Origin of the sequence: Terrisporobacter petrolearius, from assembly GCF_020748185.1 — a bacterium.
GTDB lineage: Bacteria > Bacillota > Clostridia > Peptostreptococcales > Peptostreptococcaceae > Terrisporobacter > Terrisporobacter petrolearius.
The window spans coordinates 18,131-42,854 of sequence record NZ_JAHZMO010000009.1; the positions used below are offsets into that span (position 1 = coordinate 18,131).

The 24,724-nt window shown below is 28.4% G+C and carries 22 protein-coding genes; 14 read left to right on the forward strand and 8 right to left on the reverse strand.

Annotation, left to right across the window (positions count from 1 at the left end; genetic code table 11):
* Positions 1-202 precede the first annotated feature (202 nt).
* The gene (locus tag K0040_RS07365) at positions 203-1,132 is read left to right on the forward strand and encodes a DMT family transporter (RefSeq protein ID WP_228108276.1); all 930 of its coding nucleotides are present in this window, start codon (positions 203-205) and stop codon (positions 1,130-1,132) included.
* Positions 1,133-1,218: 86 nt separating this feature from the next.
* Here the strand turns inward: K0040_RS07365 and K0040_RS07370 are convergent, their stop codons facing one another.
* From K0040_RS07370 to mnmL, 4 genes are all read right to left on the reverse strand, one after another.
* The gene (locus tag K0040_RS07370; RefSeq protein WP_228108277.1) at positions 1,219-1,614 is read right to left on the reverse strand and encodes a YxeA family protein; all 396 of its coding nucleotides are present in this window, start codon (positions 1,612-1,614) and stop codon (positions 1,219-1,221) included.
* Between the two features lie 10 nt (positions 1,615-1,624).
* On the reverse strand, positions 1,625-2,374 hold the full coding sequence (locus K0040_RS07375; protein ID WP_228108278.1) for a hypothetical protein: 750 nt from the start codon (positions 2,372-2,374) through the stop codon (positions 1,625-1,627).
* A complete protein-coding gene (locus K0040_RS07380) occupies positions 2,368-3,171 on the reverse strand; it encodes an ABC transporter ATP-binding protein (protein ID WP_228108279.1) in 804 nt (267 codons plus the stop codon). Before K0040_RS07380 ends, K0040_RS07375 begins: the two co-directional genes overlap by 7 nt.
* A 210-nt stretch (positions 3,172-3,381) precedes the next feature.
* Positions 3,382-4,329, reverse strand: coding sequence for a tRNA modification radical SAM protein MnmL/YtqA (gene mnmL, locus K0040_RS07385; protein ID WP_228108280.1), 948 nt, complete (start codon positions 4,327-4,329; stop codon positions 3,382-3,384).
* Positions 4,330-4,495: 166 nt separating this feature from the next.
* Between mnmL and K0040_RS07390 the strand changes: the two genes are divergently transcribed.
* The 3 genes from K0040_RS07390 to K0040_RS07400 all read left to right on the forward strand — a co-directional run bounded on the left by K0040_RS07390 (position 4,496) and on the right by K0040_RS07400 (position 8,251).
* On the forward strand, positions 4,496-6,028 hold the full coding sequence (locus K0040_RS07390; RefSeq protein ID WP_228108281.1) for a VanW family protein: 1,533 nt from the start codon (positions 4,496-4,498) through the stop codon (positions 6,026-6,028).
* 62 nt (positions 6,029-6,090) lie between these two features.
* Positions 6,091-6,741, forward strand: a complete 651-nt coding sequence (gene fsa, locus K0040_RS07395; RefSeq protein ID WP_228108282.1) for a fructose-6-phosphate aldolase — start codon at positions 6,091-6,093, stop codon at positions 6,739-6,741.
* Positions 6,742-7,099: 358 nt separating this feature from the next.
* Positions 7,100-8,251, forward strand: a complete 1,152-nt coding sequence (locus tag K0040_RS07400) for a DUF116 domain-containing protein (protein ID WP_228108283.1) — start codon at positions 7,100-7,102, stop codon at positions 8,249-8,251.
* 27 nt (positions 8,252-8,278) lie between these two features.
* Here the strand turns inward: K0040_RS07400 and K0040_RS07405 are convergent, their stop codons facing one another.
* Complete coding sequence (locus K0040_RS07405) at positions 8,279-8,443, reverse strand: hypothetical protein (protein ID WP_175487665.1); 165 nt, start codon at positions 8,441-8,443, stop codon at positions 8,279-8,281.
* 362 nt (positions 8,444-8,805) lie between these two features.
* On the opposite strand from K0040_RS07405, the gene K0040_RS07410 reads away from it, so the two are divergent.
* Positions 8,806-9,606, forward strand: coding sequence for a CPBP family intramembrane glutamic endopeptidase (locus K0040_RS07410; protein WP_228108284.1), 801 nt, complete (start codon positions 8,806-8,808; stop codon positions 9,604-9,606).
* Between the two features lie 205 nt (positions 9,607-9,811).
* Here K0040_RS07410 and K0040_RS07415 read toward each other — a convergent pair whose 3' ends face one another.
* The gene (locus tag K0040_RS07415) at positions 9,812-10,156 is read right to left on the reverse strand and encodes a PqqD family peptide modification chaperone (RefSeq protein WP_228108285.1); all 345 of its coding nucleotides are present in this window, start codon (positions 10,154-10,156) and stop codon (positions 9,812-9,814) included.
* Positions 10,146-12,071, reverse strand: a complete 1,926-nt coding sequence (locus K0040_RS07420) for an OPT family oligopeptide transporter (RefSeq protein ID WP_228108286.1) — start codon at positions 12,069-12,071, stop codon at positions 10,146-10,148. Before K0040_RS07420 ends, K0040_RS07415 begins: the two co-directional genes overlap by 11 nt.
* 370 nt (positions 12,072-12,441) lie before the next feature.
* Between K0040_RS07420 and K0040_RS07425 the strand changes: the two genes are divergently transcribed.
* The 9 genes from K0040_RS07425 to K0040_RS07460 all read left to right on the forward strand — a co-directional run bounded on the left by K0040_RS07425 (position 12,442) and on the right by K0040_RS07460 (position 22,303).
* Entirely contained in the window at positions 12,442-14,142 is a 1,701-nt protein-coding gene (locus K0040_RS07425) for an ABC transporter ATP-binding protein (protein WP_228108287.1), read from the forward strand.
* A gap of 147 nt (positions 14,143-14,289) precedes the next feature.
* A complete protein-coding gene (locus K0040_RS07430; RefSeq protein ID WP_228108288.1) occupies positions 14,290-14,715 on the forward strand; it encodes a flavodoxin in 426 nt (141 codons plus the stop codon).
* A gap of 185 nt (positions 14,716-14,900) precedes the next feature.
* Positions 14,901-16,286 carry a rhodanese-like domain-containing protein gene (locus tag K0040_RS07435; RefSeq protein WP_228108289.1) on the forward strand — a complete coding sequence of 462 codons (1,386 nt, stop codon included), beginning with the start codon at positions 14,901-14,903 and terminating at the stop codon, positions 16,284-16,286.
* 1 nt (position 16,287) lies between these two features.
* Positions 16,288-16,707, forward strand: a complete 420-nt coding sequence (locus K0040_RS07440; RefSeq protein ID WP_228108290.1) for a hypothetical protein — start codon at positions 16,288-16,290, stop codon at positions 16,705-16,707.
* A 440-nt stretch (positions 16,708-17,147) separates the two neighbouring features.
* Entirely contained in the window at positions 17,148-18,524 is a 1,377-nt protein-coding gene (locus tag K0040_RS07445; protein WP_228108291.1) for a peptide MFS transporter, read from the forward strand.
* A gap of 198 nt (positions 18,525-18,722) precedes the next feature.
* On the forward strand, positions 18,723-18,836 hold the full coding sequence (locus tag K0040_RS21050; RefSeq protein ID WP_331476282.1) for a S8 family serine peptidase: 114 nt from the start codon (positions 18,723-18,725) through the stop codon (positions 18,834-18,836).
* Between the two features lie 39 nt (positions 18,837-18,875).
* Positions 18,876-19,664 carry an ABC transporter ATP-binding protein gene (locus K0040_RS07450; RefSeq protein ID WP_228108292.1) on the forward strand — a complete coding sequence of 263 codons (789 nt, stop codon included), beginning with the start codon at positions 18,876-18,878 and terminating at the stop codon, positions 19,662-19,664.
* Positions 19,654-21,690, forward strand: a complete 2,037-nt coding sequence (locus tag K0040_RS07455) for an ABC transporter permease subunit/CPBP intramembrane protease (protein ID WP_228108293.1) — start codon at positions 19,654-19,656, stop codon at positions 21,688-21,690. Before K0040_RS07450 ends, K0040_RS07455 begins: the two co-directional genes overlap by 11 nt.
* 142 nt (positions 21,691-21,832) lie before the next feature.
* Complete coding sequence (locus K0040_RS07460) at positions 21,833-22,303, forward strand: hypothetical protein (protein ID WP_228108294.1); 471 nt, start codon at positions 21,833-21,835, stop codon at positions 22,301-22,303.
* A gap of 172 nt (positions 22,304-22,475) precedes the next feature.
* Here the strand turns inward: K0040_RS07460 and K0040_RS07465 are convergent, their stop codons facing one another.
* Positions 22,476-24,566, reverse strand: coding sequence for a glutamine synthetase III family protein (locus K0040_RS07465; RefSeq protein WP_228108295.1), 2,091 nt, complete (start codon positions 24,564-24,566; stop codon positions 22,476-22,478).
* Between the last annotated feature and the right edge of the window lie 158 nt (positions 24,567-24,724).

The window sequence follows — 24,724 nt, forward strand, 5'->3', positions numbered from 1 at the left end:
AAGTTAAAATCAACTTATTTTGTTAAATTACTTATTTTAAATATAAAAAAAAATAAACTTTAAAAAATATAATAAAAAAAATGGCTTAATTTCAATAACTTTGTTAAAAAAGTTTATAATATAAAAGTTGGCATACTATTTGCTATAACAATATAATAGAATGAAAAGACAGATTATAATGTTTCAAATGGAGGACACAAGAATGGGTTATTTATACATATTACTTGCAGGTCTTTTTTGGTCTAGTATAGGATTATTCACAACAAACCTAAGTAATATAGGATTATCAACAGAAGAAATAAGCTTTTTAAGGCTTTCAATGGGATGTATTATATTAGTTTTTTATGCAATTATAAAAAATCCAAGTTTATTAAAAATATCAAAAAAAGGACTTATTTATTCAGTAATTATAGGATTACTTTGCCAAGGATTATTTAACTACTGCTATGTAAATTCCATAAAAAGTGCAGGAAGTGCAGTAGCAGCAGTATTACTTTATACTTCACCAATATTTATTACAGTTTTTTCTAAAATTATATACAAAGAGAAAATTAATAAAATGAAGTTATTATCTTTAGCTATATGTGTAGTTGCAGCCATACTTGCAGTTACAGGAGGAAGTTTAGATTTACAAAGTATAAGTACATTCGGAATTATAAGTGGAATTATGGCAGCGATTCTTTATTCTTTAATGCCAATAATAAGTAAAAATATATTAGATGAAGTAAATAATTTAACTATGATGATTTATTCATTTTTAACAGGAGCATTGATTCTTGTAGGTAGAGTGAATTTTGTTAAAGTTGGAGCGAGTATAGGACATATGCCTGTAGTTTTAAATATAATAGGATTTGGATTATTCTCAGGAGCTCTTGCTTATATTTGTTATACATGTGGTGTGAAAAGTGGAATAGAACTTTCTGTTGCTGGTGTAATAGCATCAATAGAATTAGTATTTGCACAAGTTATTGGATGGACTATCATGGGAGAACCATTCAACAATGTAAAAATAATTGGAGTTTGCTTAATGATGGTTTCTGCTATAGTAGCTCTAAAAAGTGTTACTAAAGTACCATCTGAAAGTGAAGAAAGTCTTGATTTAGACCTTAGAAAGGTTGCAGGTCAAGCATAAAATTGCCCTTTAAAATTTATAATTATAAATTATAAAAAAGTCATCCGTAAAAAATTTTACGAATGACTTTTTTAATTTATACTATTTTATTTTCTAGTTCCTTCTTTTTCTATCTTTTCTAAAGCTTTCTTTGGTACGTCATCTTTTTTAACTGGAACTTGACTAAGGTCTAATGTTTTACTTGATTTTACCTTAACGTAAGTTCCAGGATCGTAATAATCTTTTGAAGTACCTCTTTGAAGGAAATGCACATCTTTTTTCTTTCCCTCTTTATCATAACCAATTAAATCATATGATTTTCCTTTATCTTGTTTTTCACCTTTATCATCTACTAACCAAGAGTCTTTAATTACTTCATCTAATGGTACTTGAGTATAATAAGTTTCTGATGCTACATACCTATTGTTATAATATCCTTTTGCCCAAACTGCTCCACCTACAATTATTGATAAAACTATTAAAATACCTAATGTTTTTTTCATATTCTGCCTCCTAAAATTCAAGTTCTTTTTTTCTAAATATAATCATTGAAACTATGACTGGAATTACCATGTATAGTACAATCTCTATTATTGAAGTTATATTAAAACTTCCTGTTGTTATATAGTTTAGCTTTTCTATAGCTAGCAATGTTGTAAACAAATGTTTGGTTAAATTTCCTATTAAGTCTATTACAAACTTTTGACCTAATATGAGACTTAATATAATTCGTATTGTTCCTGAGCCTAAAAGTACAAATGATATTGTTCCATACATTGCATTTTGATAATGATAAACTAATATTGTAGATATATTTACATATACAATAATCTTAAGCATTCCTGTTACTGAGCCAAGAGTTAGTCCTAAAAACTGTTCGTGGGTAAGTGTAAGTCCTATAATTTTTGGAACAACTATTGTCAGTACACCTAACAATACACCTGAAATTACTGATAATATTACTGTTTCTATTGCTTTTGTTAATATAATTTTATTTCTATCAATACCATATCCTATAGCTATTTGCATTGCTTTACTTTTAAAATCATCTGAGTATATTGATAAAAATATTGGTATTCCTACTACTAAAGGATAGAATTCTAAAAACATATCTGTTTTTGAAGTGTATCCTCCTGCATCTAAATTTGGATTATATATCATATATACCATAATAAAAAATAATCCTACATAAGCTGCTAATGTGTATACTAAAGACTTCTTACGACTCATTCTATTTAAATCAGCTATTAAATAATTTAACATTTCTTCGCCCCCTCTACTAATTCAAAATAATAATCTTCTAAAGTCTTTTTAGATGATTTTTCTTGTAAAATTTTTATTTGGTTTTCCTTTAAAATTTTCTTTGTTTTCTCAATATCACTGACTTTAATCTCTATAGTATCTGATTCACTTTCCAAATTATTTTTGTCTATTTCTTTAAGTATTTTTCCTTCGTGAACAATACCAAATCTATTTGCAGTATGTTCTAATTCTCCAAGAATGTGAGATGATACTATTATTGTCATTTTATATTCTTCATTTAATTTCTTTATTAAATTTCTAATATCGGCTATACCTTGTGGATCTAATCCATTTGTAGGTTCGTCTAATATTAGTATTTCTGGGTTACCAAGTATGGCGTTAGCTATTCCTAATCTTTGCTTCATTCCCATAGAAAAGTTTTTATACTTTGCTTTTGTTTCATGCAAGTTTACTATTTTTAATACTCTATCAATTTCTTTTTTATCCTTGATTCCTTTCAATTGTCTATAATAGTTTAGGTTTTCTCTAGCATCTAAATAATCAAAGAAGTTTTTTCCTATAAAAAAACCTATATCTTTTCTATTTGTAAGTAATTGATTTTTATCTTTACTACCTTTTATTGATAATTCTCCACTACTAAATTCTGATAAGCCTAGTATAATTTTAAATATGGTTGTTTTTCCCGCACCATTTTTTCCTACAAGCCCATATATTTCACCACTATTAACATTCAAACTCAAGTTTTTAGTTACATGGAATTTGCCATAATATTTATTAATATTTTTTAACTTTATCATACGCTCTCCTTTTCTTGAACTGTGCTTTATTTAACTTTATTTTATATATTAAATCTTAAATAAAAATAAACCCAACCTTAAATAAACCTTATTTTTTATATTTTTATCATATTTCTATAATTTATTTATTTTTAAACACAAAAAAACTGACACCTACGGGGTGTCAGTTAAGGTGACCTATTAAAGAGGTCATTTTTAATGTGAAATTTATTATTTTGAAGATAAGTATTTTATACCTTGATAAGAATCTCTTGATTTTAGAGTATCACCAATGGCATTTAGTACTTCCCATTTTTTCAAAGACCAAAGAGGGCCTACTAAATCTTCTTTTTTACCATCACCTGTTAGTCTATGGATTACCATTTCAGGTGGAAGAATCTCTAACTGATCACAAACTAGATTTACATAATCTTCTTGTGTCATTAAAGTCATCATATTCTTTTCTAACATTTTTGCCATTGGAGTACCTTTTATAACATGAAGTAAATGAATTTTTACTCCGTGAACATTTAAATCAGCCACAGCCTTAGCTGTGTCCATCATCATATTATAATCTTCTCCAGGAAGTCCATTAATAATATGAACCACAACTTTTATATTTTTAGCTTTTAACTTTTCTACGCCTTCTACAAAGGTCTTATAATCATGACCTCTATTTATAATTTTTGAAGTTGAATCATGAATAGTTTGAAGACCTAACTCTACCCATAGATTAGTTCTTTTGTTTAACTCACCTAAATATTCAACTACATCATCTTCCAAACAGTCTGGACGAGTAGAAATAGAAAGTCCTACTACATCATCTTGTTCTAAGATAGTTTCATATTTTTCCTTTAAAACCTCTAAAGGAGCATAAGTATTTGTGTATGCTTGGAAATAACCAATATATTTAGCGCTGGGCCATTTTTTTAGCATCATCTCTTTAATTTCTTTAAACTGTTTTATTAAATCATCTTTTGGATTACCAGCAAAATCTCCAGAACCTTCTTTGGAGCAGTAGGTACATCCCCCATAAGATACTTTTCCATCTATATTTGGACAAGTAAATCCTGCATTTATAGAAACCTTAAATATTTTTTCACCAAATGTATTTCTAAGATAGTAATTCCAAGTATGATATCTTTTATTGTCATCAAATGCATATTTGAACTTTGTCATTTTATCACCTTTTTCTTATGATTTATACCTAGTTATATTAACATAAATTTTTATTATATACAAATTCCTATAAATAAAATGATTACGAAAATGAAATTTTTTAAAACGAATAAAGTTTAAGTTTATTAATACAATTTACTAGTGGTGAAATCAAAGGAGGGGTAGTGTGGAGAGAAATGATGACAATAATGATATTATAAGAAAAGCTCGCCAAAAGGCAAAGCAAAAAAAAGATGAAAATGAAAGTTTAACAAAAGAAAATCCAGATGAAAATAAGTTAGAAAATAATAATATAGAAAGTACTGATGAAGAAAAAGATGAACAACTAGAGAATAAAGTTGAAGAAAATAATAATAAAGAATATGAAGATTTTAATGAAGAAGATGAAGATTTTAATAATAAAGAATATGTAAATAGTGAAGAGTTAGAAAGCATAAAAGAAGAAATAATAGAGGAAGATGAACATACAAAAAAAGATGTAGGAAAGAAAAAGAAAATTTATATTAAAATTGGATGTTTCCTTGCATTAATTACAATAATGTATTTTGGTGCCAAAAGATATGACTCTCTAGTTTACCCAGATATAACCTTATATGAAGAAGATGTTTCAAAACTAAATGAGCAACAATTAAATGAAAAGGTAAGTGGTTTGGCAAATCATATTAATAATAATAAAATAATTATAAAATTAGATGATAAAGATTATGAAATTTTACTATCTAATATAATTGATAAATTAGATGTAGTAAAAGTTGAAAATGAAATAATGAGTTATGGCAAAGACAAAACATTTTTAGAACAATTTGGTTTAATATACTTAAGCGTAAAAAGGAATTATAACTTTCATATTAAACTTAATAAGGAAGCTTTAGAAGAAGAAGTTAGCAAAATTTATGATGATACTCATGTATCTCCTATTGAACCAAAATTGGAAATGAATGGGGATAAATTAAATATAATAGAAGGTAAAAATGGTAAAAGTATTAATGATAAAAATTTGCTAAATAAAATAATAGAAAAAATAAATAGTGATGAAGTGGGAAAAAGTAATATAATTATTAAAGAAGAATATAAACAAATCAAACCTAAAATAGACAATAAAGATCTTGAAGGTGTAGACTATAAAATTTCTTCTGCAACCACATACTTTGGAGGAACAGGTTATAATAGGGGACTGAATATATCTAATGCAGCAAGAAAAATTGATCAAACATTATTAATGCCTGGGCAAGAGTTTTCATACGAAGACAAAGTTAGCCCAGTAGACCTTAGTAATGGTTATTACATGGCACCAGTTATAATAAATGGGACTCATAAAGATGCTCCAGGAGGCGGAGTTTGTCAAGTTTCTACAACATTGTATAATGCACAATTAAAAGCAGGAATTCTACCAACAGAAAGATACAATCACTCAAAATCTGTAGCCTATGTACAACGAGGCTTAGATGCCACATTAGCGACAGGAAGTAAAAACTTAAGATTCAAAAACCCTTATAGTTATCCAATTTATATTCATGCTTATACAGTTGGAGGACAAATTACAGTGGAATTTTGGTCAAATAAAAGTGTTTTGGATGGAAAAAAATATACTCCTGTAAGTTTTGTGAAAGGAAATGTGGCAAATACTTATCTTTATGGGTATAATAATAAGGGAGAATTAATATATAAAAAATATATTGACACAAGTATTTATAAATAAAATATATTAATTTCAAAACTAACCTACATACAAAAGAAAAGCAAGCAAAGGAGATTATAAAAATGAAGTTATTTTTAGACACAGCAAATGTGGAAGATATTAAAAAAGTTAATGATATGGGTGTAATATGTGGTGTAACTACAAACCCATCTTTAATAGCAAAAGAAGGAAGAGATTTTACAGAAGTAGTTAGAGAAATTGCTTCAATAGTTGATGGACCAATAAGTGGAGAAGTAAATAGTGATGATGCTGAAGGTATGATAGCAGAAGCAATGGAAATAGTAAAAATTCACAAAAACATGGTTGTTAAAATACCAATGACTGCACAAGGACTAAAAGCTGTAAAAGTATTATCTGAAAAGGGAATAAAAACTAATGTTACTTTAATATTCTCAGCAAACCAAGCACTACTTGCTGCAAGAGCTGGAGCAACATATGTATCACCTTTTTTAGGTAGACTTGATGATATATCAACTAATGGAATGGATTTAGTTAGAACTGTGGCAGAAATGTTTGATATACATGGAATAGAAACAGAAATAATAGCTGCAAGTGTTAGACATCCAGTTCATGTTACTGATGCAGCATTAGCAGGAGCTCATATAGCAACAGTACCAGCTAAGTTAGTATACCAAATGTTAAATCATCCTTTAACAGATCAAGGAATTGAAAAGTTTAAAAAAGACTGGGAAGATGCTTTCGGAAATAAATAAATAAAAAACTCATGGAATTAGTAATTAATTTCATGAGTTTTTACATTATAGGCAATTGATAGCTGAATTTACGCTGTTGATAAACTCTACAATGAAGTTATATCAACTCATTTATAAAGTGTAAAAAATGTTTTTTGAGCAACGTAGTTGCCTGAAGCGATAGCGAAGGCATCTCGTTGGCGACATGAAGTGTAGCGCCCACGCAGTGGCTTAAGCGAAGCGAATTTTTTAATTAAAGTCTTGCATAAAAGAATAAGAACATTACTATGATTACACTAAAGAATAATATTTTTAAAAGGACGTTTTATTTACTATATGGAATTTTATAATAAATACAAAAAGGAAGGTAAAACCGCATATGAAAGAAATAACATATTCTTTGTGTAAAGAAAATTATAATTCAAATTTGTTTTATAAAAAATTATCAAGTTTTACATTAGATATTGAAAAAATAATATTTTATAATTGTGGAAAGTATGTAAAAGATTTTATTAACTTTTTAGAAAAAAATCATATTGAAAATATAAGAACAACTTCACAGTATTATTTGGAAATATTAATGATAGGGGTTTTGTGGAAAAATTATATAAACAGAGCAGTAAATCTTCAACAAATACCTAAGGAGATTTTAATAATTTTATCTTATTTAAGAAAATATGAGATTATAAAAAATAGGGTTGATAAAAAGAGAGGAATGATAGAAACAAATTTTTTCAGCATAGAGGATGAAAAAATAATTGACCCTAATATAAATAACTTTGGCAAGTTAATTGAGTATTTAGATGCAATTGGAGATTTTAGGGAAGAAGTTAAAAGGTTAAAATCATGGGAAAAATATTTTATAACTAGTGGAGAAGAGGAAGCTAAGAAAATAATCTTGTCCTCTTTAGAAATAGAAGATATATTTGAGAATAAAGCTAAAACACAATTAGGTCCTTATACAGAAAATGTAGATAAATTTTTGATTTTAGCAAAAGAAAAATATAAATACAGAGAAGACTATATTACATGTAGAAAAAAAGAAGTAGAATACCATCTAAACATGGTAGGAGCAGAAATAATGAATAAGTCCTATAGGGAGATGTTTATTAAGTCAAAGGAAAAAAGATTATTGCTCCCATCATGTATGAGGGCGCAAAATGAAAATTATTGTAAGTCAATAAAAACTAAAGAGGGATATATATGTGCAAACTGTACAAAATCATGCCATATAAATAAATACGATAAGTTAGGTAAAGAGTATAATTTTAAAGTTTATATAATTCCTCATGAATCAAATATTAATATTAAAAGAAAATTTCAATATGGAGATATAGGAATAATCGGTGTTGCCTGTGTTCTTAATTTAATATCAGGTGGACTTAAGGCAAAAAGTTTAGGATTTGTTCCTCAATGTGTATTTTTAGATTATTGTGGATGTAAAAGTCACTGGCATGAAAGTGGAATAATAACAGACATTAATGAAGATAAATTACTAAATACATTAGGAATAGAAAGTGCAAATAATTAGAAAATGTAAAAAATTATAGAGCAAACCTTACCAAGGTTTACTCCAGTTACAGTAGTGATACTCATCTTTCCATTGCAAATCAGTAGTAATATGGAAATCACCATAACTTCTTGTTGATTTATAAAAAATATTTACTACAGAAAACTTAGAAGATAAATCCTTATCTATAATTACATGATATTTGTTGTCCACAACATATATATAATCATTTGAAGTAGGCTCATCCTGAGCTACATTAAAAACAGGTCCATGTCATGCAATTTCTTTCAAATAAACACGAACATACTTTTCATTATCTAATTCATCCATTTCGTAGTTTTTAAACATGTCATCAAGGGCGGCTTTTGCCAAATCAGTTATGTTTATTATCATTATAGGCTCCTCTTATTATTTATATTATTATTGATAAAACTATTTTATCCAATTACTATTAATATATCAAACTAATTTTAATTTCAGGTATTATAAAAAATAAGATTTTGAAGGAAAAAACTTATTTCATAATATACAAATTATTAAGTTATAATAAAAATAAAAAATAAGAGGGAGATTTTATGAGTAAGAAAAAAGCTGGTATTTTAGCATTAATAGGATATTTAGGAACTATGGGCATTGGGATTTTAATAGGAAATGTAGTATCTAATATATTGGGTGAAAATGTGCTAGGAACAATGAACATGAATGCAAGTAATATTATTTATAAGCTCATAATTCAAATACCACCAACAGTATTTATTTTGTATTTTATAAAAAAATATTATCCTTGGGAAGATTTAAGCTTTCCATCAAAAGATTTAAAAAAATTTATATGGTTTGTTCCATATTTAATAGTTTTAGTATTTATGGTAGGAAAATTTATAACTGAATTAGGTGAACATGTATCAACTTATGATAGTTCAATTTACTTACTTATAATAATTATTTTTGTAGGAACAGCCATGGCAGGTTTTTGCGAGGAAGTTATTTTTAGAGGTATAATATTAAATTCATTTAAAAGTGAAAAATCCTATATATTAGCTATGATAATAAGTAGTTTAGGTTTTTCCATAGTACATATAACAACTATAGTAATGGGAAATTCTTTACTAGAGGCACTTGCTACAGTATTTTATTCATCTTTATTAGGTTTTGCCTTTGTTGGTCTTGCAATGAAGATGAAAAATATATGGCCTTTAATTATTTTCCATTCTATTTGGAATTTCATATTAATTGTATCCCAAAGTTTACAGTTGGAAATATCTATGGCAGCTGGGATATGCAATGTTATGAATATCCTTATGGCTATAATACTATGGACTATTATTATTGTTGATCAAAAAAGAAAATATAGAGAAAAAACTATACTGGCTAATTAGCCAGTATAGTTTTTTACATGTTAGGTAATTATAGTTCCACTTACGCTGTTGATAATTTCTGAAATTAAGTTATATCAACTCATTTAGAAAATGTAAAAAATGTGTTTTTGAGCAAGGTCGTTGCCTAAAGCGGTAGCGAAGGCATCTCGTTGGCGATATGAAGTGTTTCGCCGACACGTCGCTCAAGCGAAGTGAATTTTTTATTTTAATTGATTATTTCAACATATTTACAATCTGAATATATATGATTTATAAAAAGTAATAATCTTTCATATAAAGGGTAAACCTTTTGGCCATATTTTAAATCTAAATTTTCGCCTATTTCTTCTACAGTATTTTTACCATTTAGCAAGATAAATACTGAGCTACAATATTCATCAAGTTCAATTTTTTTGTACATTGGTATTTTAAATTTAAGTTTTCTTAAAATATTTTGTACTTTATGGTCTTGCTTTTCAAACAAAGTAACTATTCCATTATCGTCTATAAAATAATCCACATTTTCACAAATTTTAAATTTTAAATTTAAAACTTCTTCATTAGTCTTCATTATGTTTAACCTTTGCAAATGCAATCGGAATAGTTGTTGCTACAACGAGGATAACTAGTAGAAGCAATGCCATTGAATTTGATGCGGCAAATCCAGCAGGGACTCTAGGTGTAATTATACCAGATACTTGTAGTATTATACCTATTAAGCCTATTATAGATCCACCAGCAACTAAGCCTGAAGATAAACTGATACCATTTGAAACCTTAGCTTCTCTTTCCAAATCATTTTTAGCAGTTTTTTCTACAAATAAACGAATTAGGGCTCCTACTAATATGATTGAAGTAGTAGAGATTGGTAAATAAAATCCTATAGCAACTGTCATTATTGGTAAATTTAACATAAATAGTACTAAAGCCATAACTACACCAGCAATAACCATAACCCAAGGTAAGTTACCAGACATTATACCTGATGTTAATGTAGACATTAGGTTTGCTTGAGGTAGTGCAAAAGGAGCGTCAGCACCTGTAATTGCCAATTGGCTAGAAAGTACAACTATTGTTCCACAAACTACAGCCACACCTACTATAGAAGCTAGTACGAAGCTATTTTGCATTTCTTTTTTACTACCACCAATTATATAAGTTACCTTTTGAGATTGATTATATCCACCAGCAACAGATATGGCAGTAACCATAAAGCCTGCAAATAAAAGCAATGATTTGTTATCTTCAAGTCCTGTCCAACCAGATATGACGAATACAAGAGTTAATATTACTAAAGATGCAATAGTCATTCCTGATACAGGAAGGTTTGATGTTCCTATAGTACCTGTTAAACGTCCAGAAACTATAACAAATAAAAATGATAATATGAATGAAACTATAATAGCAACAGCTGCCATTGTAATACTTTGAGATATTAAATAAGCGGCAATTAAACCAACAACTATACCACCTATTAATATTAACATTTCAGAAGAACCACCTTTATCATCTTCATTATTACCCTTTTTAGCGTTTAAAGTTTCTCTTATAGAAACTACTATAGTTGGTATAAGTTTTATAGCACCAATTATACCACCACAAAGCATCATACCAGCACCAATATATTTTACATAACTGCCTGATATAGCATTTACATCCATAGTATTTATGGCAACAGCAGGGTCATTCCATATGAACATTCCCTCACGAGCCATATCTGAGAAGTAACCTATTAGTGGAGCTACTGCAAAGTTTGATAGTATAGAACCAGCAAACATAGTTAATGAAACCTCTAATCCAACTATAAATCCTATACCTAGTAAAAGTGGGTTTACTTCTAAAGAAAATTTCCACTTATAAAATGGAGTACCTAAATAAGTCATAACATTGTTGATTACATTTAAAAATGAACCAGTTAGAACGTTTATGATACCACTTATTCCAAATCCGATACCCATATATTTTATGGCATCTCCACCACCTTGTGAAGCTACTAATGTTTCAGAAATAGCCATAGATTCAGGATACATAAGCTTTCCATGTTCCTCTACTATTAAGTAATTGTAAACTAGAGAAGAGCATCCTATACCAAATAAAGTTCCTGCCACACCTGTTGTCAAACCTTCCAAGAAAGTAAGGTCGCTTCCTATTAAAATAATTGCTGGCAATACAAAAATTAAACCACTAGCTATAGATTCACCACCACTAGACATACCCTGTATAATATTTTTGCCAAGTATTCCTTTGTCTTTTGCAAAAACTCCTACAAACATGGAACCAATAATTGCTCCTGGAATTCCTGCTGCTACTGTTAAACCTGATTTCATACCAGAATATGCAGTTGATGCTGCAAATACAGTAGAAAGTATTATCCCTATTATTAATACGGGAATATTTGCGCCTTTTTTGGATTTGTCAGTTATATAAGGTACATAATCCTTACCTGATATACCTCCATAGGCCTCTTTAGGTAATTTGTTACTCATTATGTCATCTTCCTTTCTATTTTATTAATAAAATCATTTGTTCTTATATAGTGTTTAACATTTTCGTAAAAAAATTTATATTATTTTTGAAAAATTGGAAATAAATTTTAAAATAAAAAATATACGTCCAAAAAATTAATTTTTAAAAGAACAAAAAGAGGTTAACGATGTGATTTGTAGAATATAATATGTGGAAGTTTATAGAAAAAGGGAGAATAAAAATGAGAAAGGAATAAGCAAAAAAAGTTTAGTATGAACATATATTTTATAAGAATCATTCCTTTTGGAATGATTTTTTGATTGAATACTGTATGCAAAGTGTATAAATATATAGTAAACTTTATATTACTATCAAATTTAGGAGGAATACATGATAAAAGAATTTATAAAATATTATAAACCATATAAGAAACTTTTCTTTATGGACTTATTAGCAGCATTATTATTTGCAATATGCAACTTAGTATATCCTATGATTACAAGGGATATAATGAATGATGTTGTACCAAATAAGGATTTAAGTATGCTTGTGATTTTTGGGTTTACCTTATTATTTATATTTATAATAAAGGCATTCTTAAATCACTTTATGCAATATTGGGGCCATGTGGTAGGTGTTAGAATGCAAGCTGATATGAGAAGTGAAGTGTTTACTCATCTTCAAAAATTACCTAACTCATACTTTGACAATCATAAGACTGGAGTAACCATGTCTAGAATAATAAACGATTTAATGGATATTTCTGAACTTGCTCACCATGGGCCAGAGGATTTATTTGTATCAATAGTTATGTTTATAGGTTCATTTATTATTTTATTAAATATAAACATACCCCTTACCATAATAATTTTTGCCATACTGCCTTTTGTAATAATATTTGCGGCAAAACAAAGAAAAAGAATGCAAAATGCTTTTATGGAAACTAGAGTAACTACAGGTGAAGTAAATGCTACACTAGAAAATTCTATTGCTGGAATGAAGGTAACAAAATCTTTTTGTAACGAAGAAGAAGAATTAAATAAATTTAATCATAGAAACAATATTTTTAAATCAGCTAGACAAACAGCTTATAGAGTTATGGCTGACTATTTTTCAGGAATGAATTTATTTATGGATCTATTAGAATTAGTAGCACTAGTTGCTGGAGGATATTTTACTTATCTAGGTGAAATCAATTTAGGTGATTTTGCAGCTTATATATTATATGTAAAAATGTTTATAGAGCCAATTAAAAAACTAATAAACTTTACAGAACAATATCAAAATGGTATGACTGGTTTTGAAAGGTTTATGGAAATAATTGAAGAAGATGTGGAAAAAGAAGTAAAAAATCCTATGGAACTAAAAGATATTAAAGGAAATATTGAAATAAATAATGTTTCATTTACTTATGAAGATAAAAAACAAGTATTAAAAAACTTAGATTTATCAATTGAAGCTGGTAAAACAGTAGCTTTAGTTGGACCGTCTGGAGGAGGGAAGACCACTCTTTGCAATCTTATACCTAGATTTTATGATTTTGAAGAAGGTGATATAAGAATAGATGGGAAAAGTATAAAAAATGTAAGTTTAAAATCATTAAGAAAAAATATTGGTGTTGTTCAACAAGATGTATTTTTATTTACAGGAACTATAAAAGAAAATATATTATGTGCAAAACCAGATGCTAGTGACGAAGATGTAATAGCTGCGGCTAAAAAAGCAAGAATACATGACTTTATTGAAAGTTTACCACAAGGTTATGATACTTATATAGGAGAGCGTGGAGTTAAGCTTTCAGGAGGACAAAAACAAAGAATATCTATATGTAGAGTATTTCTGAAAAATCCTCCAATAATAATTCTTGATGAAGCTACATCGGCTCTTGATAATGTAACAGAAAGAGAAATTCAAAAATCTTTAGAAGAGTTAAGCAAAGACAGAACTAATTTAGTTGTAGCCCACAGACTATCTACAATAAAAAATGCTGATGAAATTGTAGTATTATCAGATAGTGGTATAGTTGAAAGAGGAACTCACAGTGAGCTTATTAATAATGGTGGGGTTTATAGTAAATTACATGTAAGTTAACATATAAAAAGTCTGAATCTAAAAATTTTAGTTCAGACTTTTTTATATTTAGTAATAAAAATAATATAATAATGATAATTATTCTCATTTACAAAATAATATAATGATGATATTATTATATTAAATAAATCTCGAGGAGGAATAATTATGAATAATAAAATAAATATAATATTTTGGAGTGGAACAGGAAATACAGAATCTATGGCACAAGCCATATATGAAGGCAGCAAAAAAGGTGGAAATTCAAAATTACTAACTGTTGATAAAGCCACACTAGATGATGTAGTAGAAGCAGACATATTATTTTTAGGTTGTCCGTCTATGGGAGTGGAGGAATTAGAAGAAAGTGAGATGGAGCCATTTATGGAAAGCATCTCAAATGATATAGATGGTAAAAAGATTATTCTATTTGGCTCTTATGGATGGGGTGATGGAGAGTGGATGCAAGATTGGGAGCAAAGAATTAAAAATTACGGAGGAACAATAGTTGAAGAAAGTATAATATGTAATGAATCTCCAGAAGAAGATGTCTTAAAAGAATTAACATTATTAGGGCAAAAATATTCTAATTAAATTAATGATTTTGGTAAACCATATGCTAATAAATAAGCATATGGTTTTTGTTTATTTACAACATTTACTATTTATAAAATTTTTCTATATTAATACCTGTTTTATAGAAAAAATTAATTTGACCATATATTATTGGGAAAGATATAATACAAGTGCTACATATCAGAATAATGGAGGAAGAAAACATGCAAAAAAAATTATTAAGTCTAGTTTGTTGTGCTACTCTATCAGCAATGTTTGTTGTAGGTTGTGCAAGTAATGACAAAAGTAAAGCTAGTGAAGAAAATAAGACAAAAGTAGTAGCAACAGATGATGTGAAAAAATCATTAAAAGATGAAAAAACAATAATTGTAGATGCAAGAGGAAATGATGTATATAGTGGTTGGGCTATTGAAGGTGCTTCTAGAGGTGGTCATATACCAGGAGCTACAGATTTTTCTGCAGATTGGTTAGAATCTAAGGCAGACAATAAAGATGACTATTTATCAGACGCTATAGAAAATAAAAAGTTAAAGTCTTATGAAAATGTAATTGTATATGATACAAATGGAGAAGATGCAAGTAAAGTTGCAAGTTATTTATCTTCTAATGGAATAAAAAATGTATCAACTTACGATGCCAATGAATGGGTTAAAGACAAATCTTTAGAACTAGAATCATATGAAAATTATGATATGTATGTTCCAGCAGATATGGTAAAAGAAATAGTAGATGGAAAAACTCCAGAAAACTTTACTGATAGTAAGAATATAAAAATTGTAGATGTTAGATGGGGAAATGATAAAGAATCAGGATACTTAGATGGCCATATACCATCTGCAGTTCATATAAATACAGATGACTTTGAGACTCCAAAAGTATATGTTAATAATATAGAAGAGTGGAGATTAAATGGAGATAAAGCTTTAGTAGACTTAGCTTTAAAAAGCGGAATAACTTCTAAGGATTGTGTAATAATTACAAGTCCAGAACCACTTGCAGCTTGCAGATATGCTGTTATACTTAAATATTTAGGTGTAAAAGATGTTCGTGTAATGAGTGGTGGATTTGATGTATGGAATGAAAAAGGATATGCATTAGAAAAAGAAGGTGTAAAAGCAAAAGCTGAAAAAGATTTTGGAGTAGATGCACCAGCAAATCCAGATATGATAGACACAATAAAAGAAACAAAAGAATTCTTGAAAAAAGATGATTATACACTTGTAGATAACCGTACTTGGAATGAATATATAGGAAAAGAAAGTGGATATAGCTACCATAAAATAAAAGGCCGTATAGAAGGTGCTGTATATGGATATGCAGGAAAAACTGATTCAAGTTCAATGGATTATTATAGAAATGCAGATAAAACAATGAGAAATGGATATGAAATACTATCTATGTGGAAGGATGATTGCAAAATAGATTTAAATAATCATTTAGCATTTATGTGTGGAAGTGGTTGGAGAGCTGCTGAAACTTACTGGGATGCTATGGTAATGGGACTTGATAATACATCTTTATATTCAGATGGATGGATTGCATGGAGTAATGAAGGAAATAAGTATGTAACAGGAGATCCTACAAAATAATATGAGTAAAACAGTAAAAAAAATATTTTATTGTATATTTACTTTTGTTCAAATAGCAATGATAGTTGGACTAAAAGTTGTTCATGACTTGTCTAGTAAAAAAGCAGGAGTAAATCATCATTTAAGGTTTTATAAATCAAAATATAACAATGAAATTTTTACAACATCTAATGTTTTTACTTTTAAATTGATTATTGGAATAGTAATGATTTTATTACTTATAGCATTGGTTTATTATATCTTTAAAAAGAAAAAAACTCATATTTTATTTGACTTTATAATAAGTATTTTATGTTGCATTTTAACAATTTGGATGTTGACTAGTACAACACCTTTATCTTTATTAGTTTATCCATTTATGGTTTTAGTTACAGTATTAGTGCTAGTAATTGAAATAATAAAAATATTTATAATAATATAATTAAAAGCTATGGTAAAAAATGATTAACATTTTTCACCATAGCTTTCTTTATTAAGGCAATTAATATGAAAATATGGTAAAATTTAAAATAGTCGGAAAGTTTAAAATGATTTTTTATATTAATAAAATAATTATGACAAAAAAATACATTTTTTAAGTTGACTATGATAACGATTTTTGGTACATTTTGTATGGGGAGTAAAATTAGTTTTTGCATTCCTAGAATATGTTTAAACCATATTTGACATCAAGGACTATCATTAGATTTATGTATGGATAAGCATTACATATTTAGAAATTTCCAAATGCACCAGTCAAAAAAAATGGAATCATGCAAATAATTAAATAAATAAGATACATTATTTTAGGCACATGACTAATGGTGACGAAGCATTGAGAAATCTCTAATAAAAAAACATAAACTATATTGGAGGTAGTACATGGAAAACACAGTAAAAACTAAAAAGAAATACCCTTTTGGATTTTATGTATGTGCTTTATCTTTCACTCTTGAAAGAATGGCATTTTATTCATCAAAATGGCTATTAGCGGTATTTATAGTTGCTTCAGTAGCAAAAGGTGGTCTTGGGCTAAGTGATGTAGAAGGTGCAAAAATGACTGCAAACTTAGTTGCATTCACATATTTAACACCAATATTTGGTGGATGGATAGCAGATAGATGGCTAAGTCCTAGATTATGTGTTGTGTTAGGTGCAATATTGATGGGTCTTGGATATGTTTGTGGATGGCAGTCAGCTGTTCAATCATCTCCTGCATTATTATGGGGAATGATAGCTCTTGTATCTGTAGGAACAGGTTTCTTTAAAGGAAATATTTCGGGAATAAATGGTAAATTATTTGATGATCCAGATCAACTTGACTCTGCGTTCTCAATACAATATTCATTTGTTAATATAGGTTCTTTCATAGGAACAACTTTTGTTGCATTTATAGCTTTAGCATATGGATATGGATTTACTTTCTTAGTATGTGCTGGATTATTATTCTTAGATGCTCTATGGTTACTATTTGGTGGTAATGCTTCATGGGGTGAAATAGGTAAAAAACCTTTCAAAGCTGATGAAGTTAAAGAAAGTTCTGCTAAAAAAGCAGAAGATAATGCACCTCTTACTGTACTAGAAAAGAAAAGAATTGGAGCTATAGTTCTTGTAACTATATTCTCAATAGTATTCTGGATAGTTTGGTACTTAACTTATATGCCAGTATTATATCACTGGGGACCAGATGTTGAAACAGCTAATAAAGCTAACTGGGTAATTGGAAACTTTACTGTTCCTTCTGCTTGGTTTGATTCATTAAATGCATTTTGCTGTATAGCTCTTGGACCAGTTCTTGCAGCTTATTGGACTAAACGTGCTAATTCACCAAAAGGTGACTTAAGTATGTTCAAGAAAACTGCTTTAGGTATGTTACTTCTTGGTGCTGCATTTGGTGTTATGGCTCTTGCTGAAGTAGTTAGAGGAGATGGACAAGCTAGCTTAATATGGATAGTAATGGTAGGTGTGTTAATGTCAGTTGGTGAAATGGTATTCTCACCACTTGGAAACTCATTTATATCTAAATTCTCTCCAGCAAAAGTTTTAGGACTTATGATGGGTGTTTGGCCATTTGCAATATTCATAGCTGGTAAATCTTATGCATACTTATATGAATTCTTAGGAAAATTCTCATTTGCTCCAGCTTATGCTGTAGTTGGTGGAATAGTTATAGCTTGTGGTGTAGTTCTTTGGTCAATGGATAATAAGTTAAAAACTCTTGTTCAAGATGAAGACGAAGAAGAAGCTTTAAACGCATAATAAGTAAATATATACTTTTATATAAAGTAGCCTCAACATATGTTGAGGCTATTTTTTAGTGGCAAAGAACATTTCCATATGAATATTATTTAATGTAGAAAAATGCCTGTTTTCTATATTAAATAATATTGGGGTGGCGAAAATATTGGAAAACTTAGAAAATATAATCGTAAAACAAATTCCAGTTATTAATGATAAATGCACCCTTTATGTGAAACAAGCATGGCAACGCCTCATGCAACAGGATCTTTAGCTCTTTTAATCAAGAAACAATATAGATTTACAGCAAATGGAAATGATATAATTATATAAAAAGTAATTATTAAGGGGAAGAAGAAAAGGGGTTTATTAATGATTGATGTAGAAAATTTGAGCAAATCCTTTACTAGACAAGTAAAAGATAAAAGTAATAAGAAAAAGTTTAAAACAAAAAAAGAAGAGTTTTTAGCAGTAAATAATTTATCTTTTAAAATAGGAAAAGGAGAAATTATTGGAATATTAGGACCAAATGGAGCAGGAAAAACTACGCTACTTAGAATGCTTGGAGGGATTTTAACTCCAACTTCTGGACAAATTAAAATAGGAAACTACAACTACGAGGAAGATAAAAATGCAGCTAAAAAAGAAATAGGATATCTCTCAGGCAATACAAAGCTATATAATAGACTTTCTCCTAGAGAACTTTTAACTACATTTGGAAGTCTATATGATATGTCAAAAGAAGAAATAGAAAAATCTATAAATAGTATAATAGAAATTATGGATATGGAAAGCTTTATTGATAATAGAATAGAAAATTTATCTACAGGACAAACACAAAGAACCTCTATTGCAAGATGTCTTATACATAATCCGAACATATACATATTTGATGAGCCCACATTAGGCTTAGATGTAATTAGTAGTAAATCTATTATAGATTTTATGAAAAGAGAAAAAAATAGAGGGAAGACTGTATTATATTCAACTCACTACATGGAGGAAGCAGAAATTCTATGTGACAAAATTTATATGATACATAAAGGTGAATTTATAGCTGAAGGCAGTTGTGAAGAACTTAAGTCTAAGTATAATACAAGTAGTCTTAGAGACATATTTATAAACTTAGCAAGTGAAAGGGGGGGCTTAAATGAGGAGTAAAATGGTAAAAGCCATTTTTAAGAAAGAGATGATAGATATTCTCAGAGATAAGAAAACTTTATTTATGGGAATTATACTTCCTTTAATTTTATATCCTGTTCTCATGTTAATAATGTCTCAAGTTATGACCATGTCTATGAATAGTATAAAAAACGAAGATATTAATATAGCTTTTGAAAAAAAACCAAACAAAGAGCTTATATCTATAATTGAAAACTTTAGAGATGAAAGTAGTGGACATATTAATATAGTAAATACTAATAATTATAAAAAAGATTTGGAAAAAGGATCTATTGATGCATACATAAGTGTAAAAGGTGAAAACAAAATAGAAAACTATAAGATATATATAAATTCATCAAAAGACAATTCATTAAATATAAATAGTAAATTAGAAGGTGTTTTTTCATCATACAAAGATAGTAAAGTTAAAAATAAAATAAAGCAGTCCAACTTAGATGTGAAAGAAACCCTTGAACCAGTAGCATATGAAACTGTTGATGTTGCTAAAAATGAAGAGTTGGCAGGGTTTGTTCTTGGTCAAATACTTCCATTTATTTTGATTATGGGAGTGCTTCTTGGGGCTATTTATCCAGCAATTGATTCTATGGCAGGAGAAAAAGAAAGAGGCACACTAGAAACTTTATTTACCTTGCCTATTACTAACCTAGAACTTGTTATGGGTAAATATATGGCAGTATCTATTTGTGCAATTGTAACGGCAATTTTAAATGTTGTATCTATTTTAATGACATTAATGTATATTTTAGCAACTGGAAATATGACAGGGCAGATGTTTTCTCATAGTTTGAGCATTTCAGCCTTGGCAGCACCATTATTTATAGCAATAATTTGTGTTTGTTTATTTGCCATGGTAGTGTCAGCCGTAAGCATGTGCGTTTGCTCATTGGCAAAAAGCTTCAAAGATGCACAAAACTATATTACACCAATTATGTTTTTGGTGCTTATACCTTCTTATGCATCTATGATACCAAACCTGAACTTAGATAGAATTACTGCTGTAATACCTGTTGTAAACATATCCTTATTAATAAAGAGTGTACTTACTTTTAAGTCTAGCTTAGGATTAATAGCATTAGTATTTATATCAAACTTTGCCTTTGTAATTTTAGCAGTTATCTTACTGTCAAAAATGTTTAATTCTGAAGACATATTGTTTGGAAGTGGGAAGAGTTTTTCCTTCTTAGAAAAAAGAAGTAATATACAAAAGCACACTATGCCAGGTGTAAGTGATGGAGTTGTTTTATATGCTGTTGGATTGGTGCTTTTAATTTATGTAGGAAGTTATGTTCAGTTGAAATTTAAAATGACTGGTATTGCTTTGACCCAAATTATAATCTTAGCCTTGCCCCTTTTATTTGCTTACTATATAAAAAGTGATTTCAAAAAGGTATTTTCATTAAAATTACCTAAGTTTAAACATTTAGTTGGAGCATTTAGTCTTTGGATTGGAACCTATCTAATTGTATTTGTAATAACTAATATAACTTTATACTATTTTCCACAAAACCAAGAGATTATAGACGGATTAAATAATGCCTTATTTATGAAAGATAACTTGTTTTTAAATCTATGCTTGGTGGCAGTAATGCCAGCAATTTGTGAAGAGTTATTTTTTAGAGGTTTCATACTAACATCTTTTAAACACAATAAAAAATCCTACAGAGGAGCTGTGATTGCCTCTGGAATATTATTTGGCATTATGCATATGGATTTTATCAGAATTATACCTACATCAATTCTAGGCATATCTTTTGCATATGCAGTATGTAAAACTAATTCTATTGGCGTAAGTATGTTTATGCATTTTATAAATAACGGATTAGCAGTTGTTGTAAGTTATATTTCTTCCAATGTTCTTAAAAATGTTGAAATGAATACTGTTAATTACCTGCCATTTAATCAATTACTTGTTTTTATATCATTAGGCATTTTATTTATAGGTATTGCTGTTTTATTATTTAAAGGAAATAAAACTTTAGAGAAAAATAATATAATTGAATAGAAAAATATATAATAAGATTGTTCATGGAGCAATCTTATTTTTACATTAGGGCCAACCCAGTGGCTTAAGAGACGGGAATTTTTTATGAATTGAGATATAAGGTAATGATATAATATAGAAAATGATAAAAGGAGAGAATAAATTGTTGAGTATTGAAGAAGTAGAATTTGATTTGAATAGATGTGAAGAAGTATTAAAAAATAATGATTATATGGAGGTAGTAATAGCTATAGAAGAGCTACAAGATAAATATAGAAACAAGATTAATAATATAAGTGAAAATGAGAATAATGTTGTTTGGAATTATAGCAAAAAGGATTTAGAGAAAATAAAAACATATTTATTTGATTATAAAAAAGAAATGATTAAAGAAGAAAAATTAAAAAATATTGAAGAGAAATTGAAAGATTTTAAACTATTTATTAAAGACAATAATGTAGAATATGAAAATGATTTAAAAGAAATAGTTAGTTTAATTGAAGAGATAAATAATAAAGATATAAGTTTGGATGAAAAGTATGAAAAGTTAAAAGTTTGTTTTAACTTATTGGAAAAAATGGATAGAAAAACTAGTATGCATATTTTAGAATTAATAGCTTTATCAATAAAATAAGTTATTAACTAATTTAAACTTAGGTTTTTGAAATTATTGTTATTATATAATTATTGACTATGATTTATGGATATTAATTTGGTCACAAGTATAAAAAATTCTTGAGTTAAAGTATAAAAAGAAACCCTTCTATAAAAATTTATAGTAAGGCTTTCTTTTTTATACATTTCAATTATATACTAAACAATAAATCTGCATAAGTAGGGAATGGCCAAAATTCATTGCCAACTATTGTTTCTAACTCATCTGCAATAGCACGAAGTTCTTGCATTTGTACTTTAATATTATCTCTATAAAATTCAGCATTTTCTTTAGGATTAGTGAAATTTTTACTCTCTAATAATGAATTGTTCAGCTTTTCGATTTTAATGTCTAAACAAGAATTTAAAGAAGAAAGTTTTTTTACTAAAGAAATTTCTAAATTACAATCAATATCACAGCTTAATGATTTCTTATTTAAAGCAGTATCGGTTAAGGATTTTGAATAAGCACATACTGATGGTATTATATCTTTTTTAGCCATATCTATCATTGTTAAAGCTTCAATATTTAAAGTCTTAGAATATTCTTCTAGTAAGATATCGCATCTTGATTGAAGTTCTTCTTTCGTATAAACATTAAATTTTTCGAATAAATTAACATTTTTCTCGTCCACATAATGAGGAAGAGCATCAACAGCAGTCTCGAAATTAGAAAGACCTCTTCTTTCAGCCTCAATAACCCACTCTTGTGCATAGTTATTTCCATTAAATATTATTCTTGAATGTTTTTTCATTGTATCTTTAATTATATCAAAGATGGTATCCTCTGTATTTGTGCTTTTTTCTAATATATCTGCATACTCACATAAACTATTTGCTACAATTGTATTTAAAATAGTATTAGGACATGCAATATTACAAGTAGAACCAAGCATTCTAAATTCAAATTTGTTTCCTGTAAAAGCTAAAGGTGAAGTACGGTTTCTATCTGTAGTATCCTTCATAAAAGATGGAAGAACATCAACATCTATATCCATTGTGTTTAGAAAAATTTCGCTATAAGGCAAATCATTTTCAATACATTTTAGTATTTTCTTTAAGTCTGAACCTACAAACATGGAAATTATAGCTGGAGGAGCTTCGTTGCCACCTAATCTATGATCATTTCCTGCACTTGCTACTGATAATCGAAGTAGGTCTTGGTATTCATCTACTGCTTTAATAATTGCAGAGAAGAATAATAAGAAGGTTTTATTTTCATAAGGTTTTTTACCTGGTTCCAATAAATTTTTCCCTTTGTTAGTAGAAAGTGACCAGTTGTTATGTTTTCCACTACCATTTACACCTGCAAAAGGCTTTTCATGTAATAAACAAACAAGACCATGTTTATCAGCAATTCTTTTCATTAAATCCATTGCAATTTGGTTGTGATCTGTTGCTACATTAGTAACTGTAAAAATAGGAGCTAATTCATGTTGAGATGGAGCCGCTTCATTATGCTTAGTTTTTGACAAAACACCAAGTTTCCAAAGTTCCATATCTAATTCTTTCATAAATTCTGCCACTCTAGGTTTTATTGAACCAAAGTAATGATCTTCCATTTCTTGACCTTTTGGTGGTTTTGCTCCAAATAAAGTTCTTTGGCAGAATTTTAAATCCATTCTTTTTTCAAATAGTTTTTTATCTATTAAAAAATACTCTTGTTCTGCACCAACAGTAGTTACTACTCTAGTTACCTCATTGTAACCTAAAATGTTTAATAATCTTACTGCAGCCTTATCAATAGCTTCCATAGATTTTAATAAAGGTGTCTTTTTGTCTAAAGATTGACCAGAATAAGAACAAAAAGCAGTTGGTATACATAAGGTTGTATCTCTTATAAAAGCATAAGATGTTGGATCCCACACAGTATATCCTCTTGCCTCAAAAGTACTTCTAAGTCCTCCAGATGGAAATGATGATCCATCAGGTTCTCCTTTTATTAATTCTTTGCCAGAAAACTCCATTACAATATTATTGTCACCAGTAGGTGAGATAAAACTATCGTGTTTTTCGGCAGTGATTCCAGTCATTGGTTGGAACCAATGAGTATAATGAGTTGCACCTTTTTCTATTGCCCAATCTTTCATAGTATTTGCAACTACATTTGCAATTTTAATATCAAGTGGTTTACCTTGGTGTATAGTACTTTTTAAAACTAAATATATATCCCTTGGCAATCTTTCTTTCATTACATTGTCATTGAATACCAAACTCCCAAAAGTTTTAGATAATCTTTCCATAATATATCCTCCCTTAATATTATCAGAATATTGAATTGAAACATAGGATTGTTTCAAAATAAAAAAAGGCGCAGTAGGTAAAAGTACCTACAGCGCCTTTGCTGTTAAATAATTATAAAATATATTGTATGCATATTTAAAAAAAATGTCAACTAAAA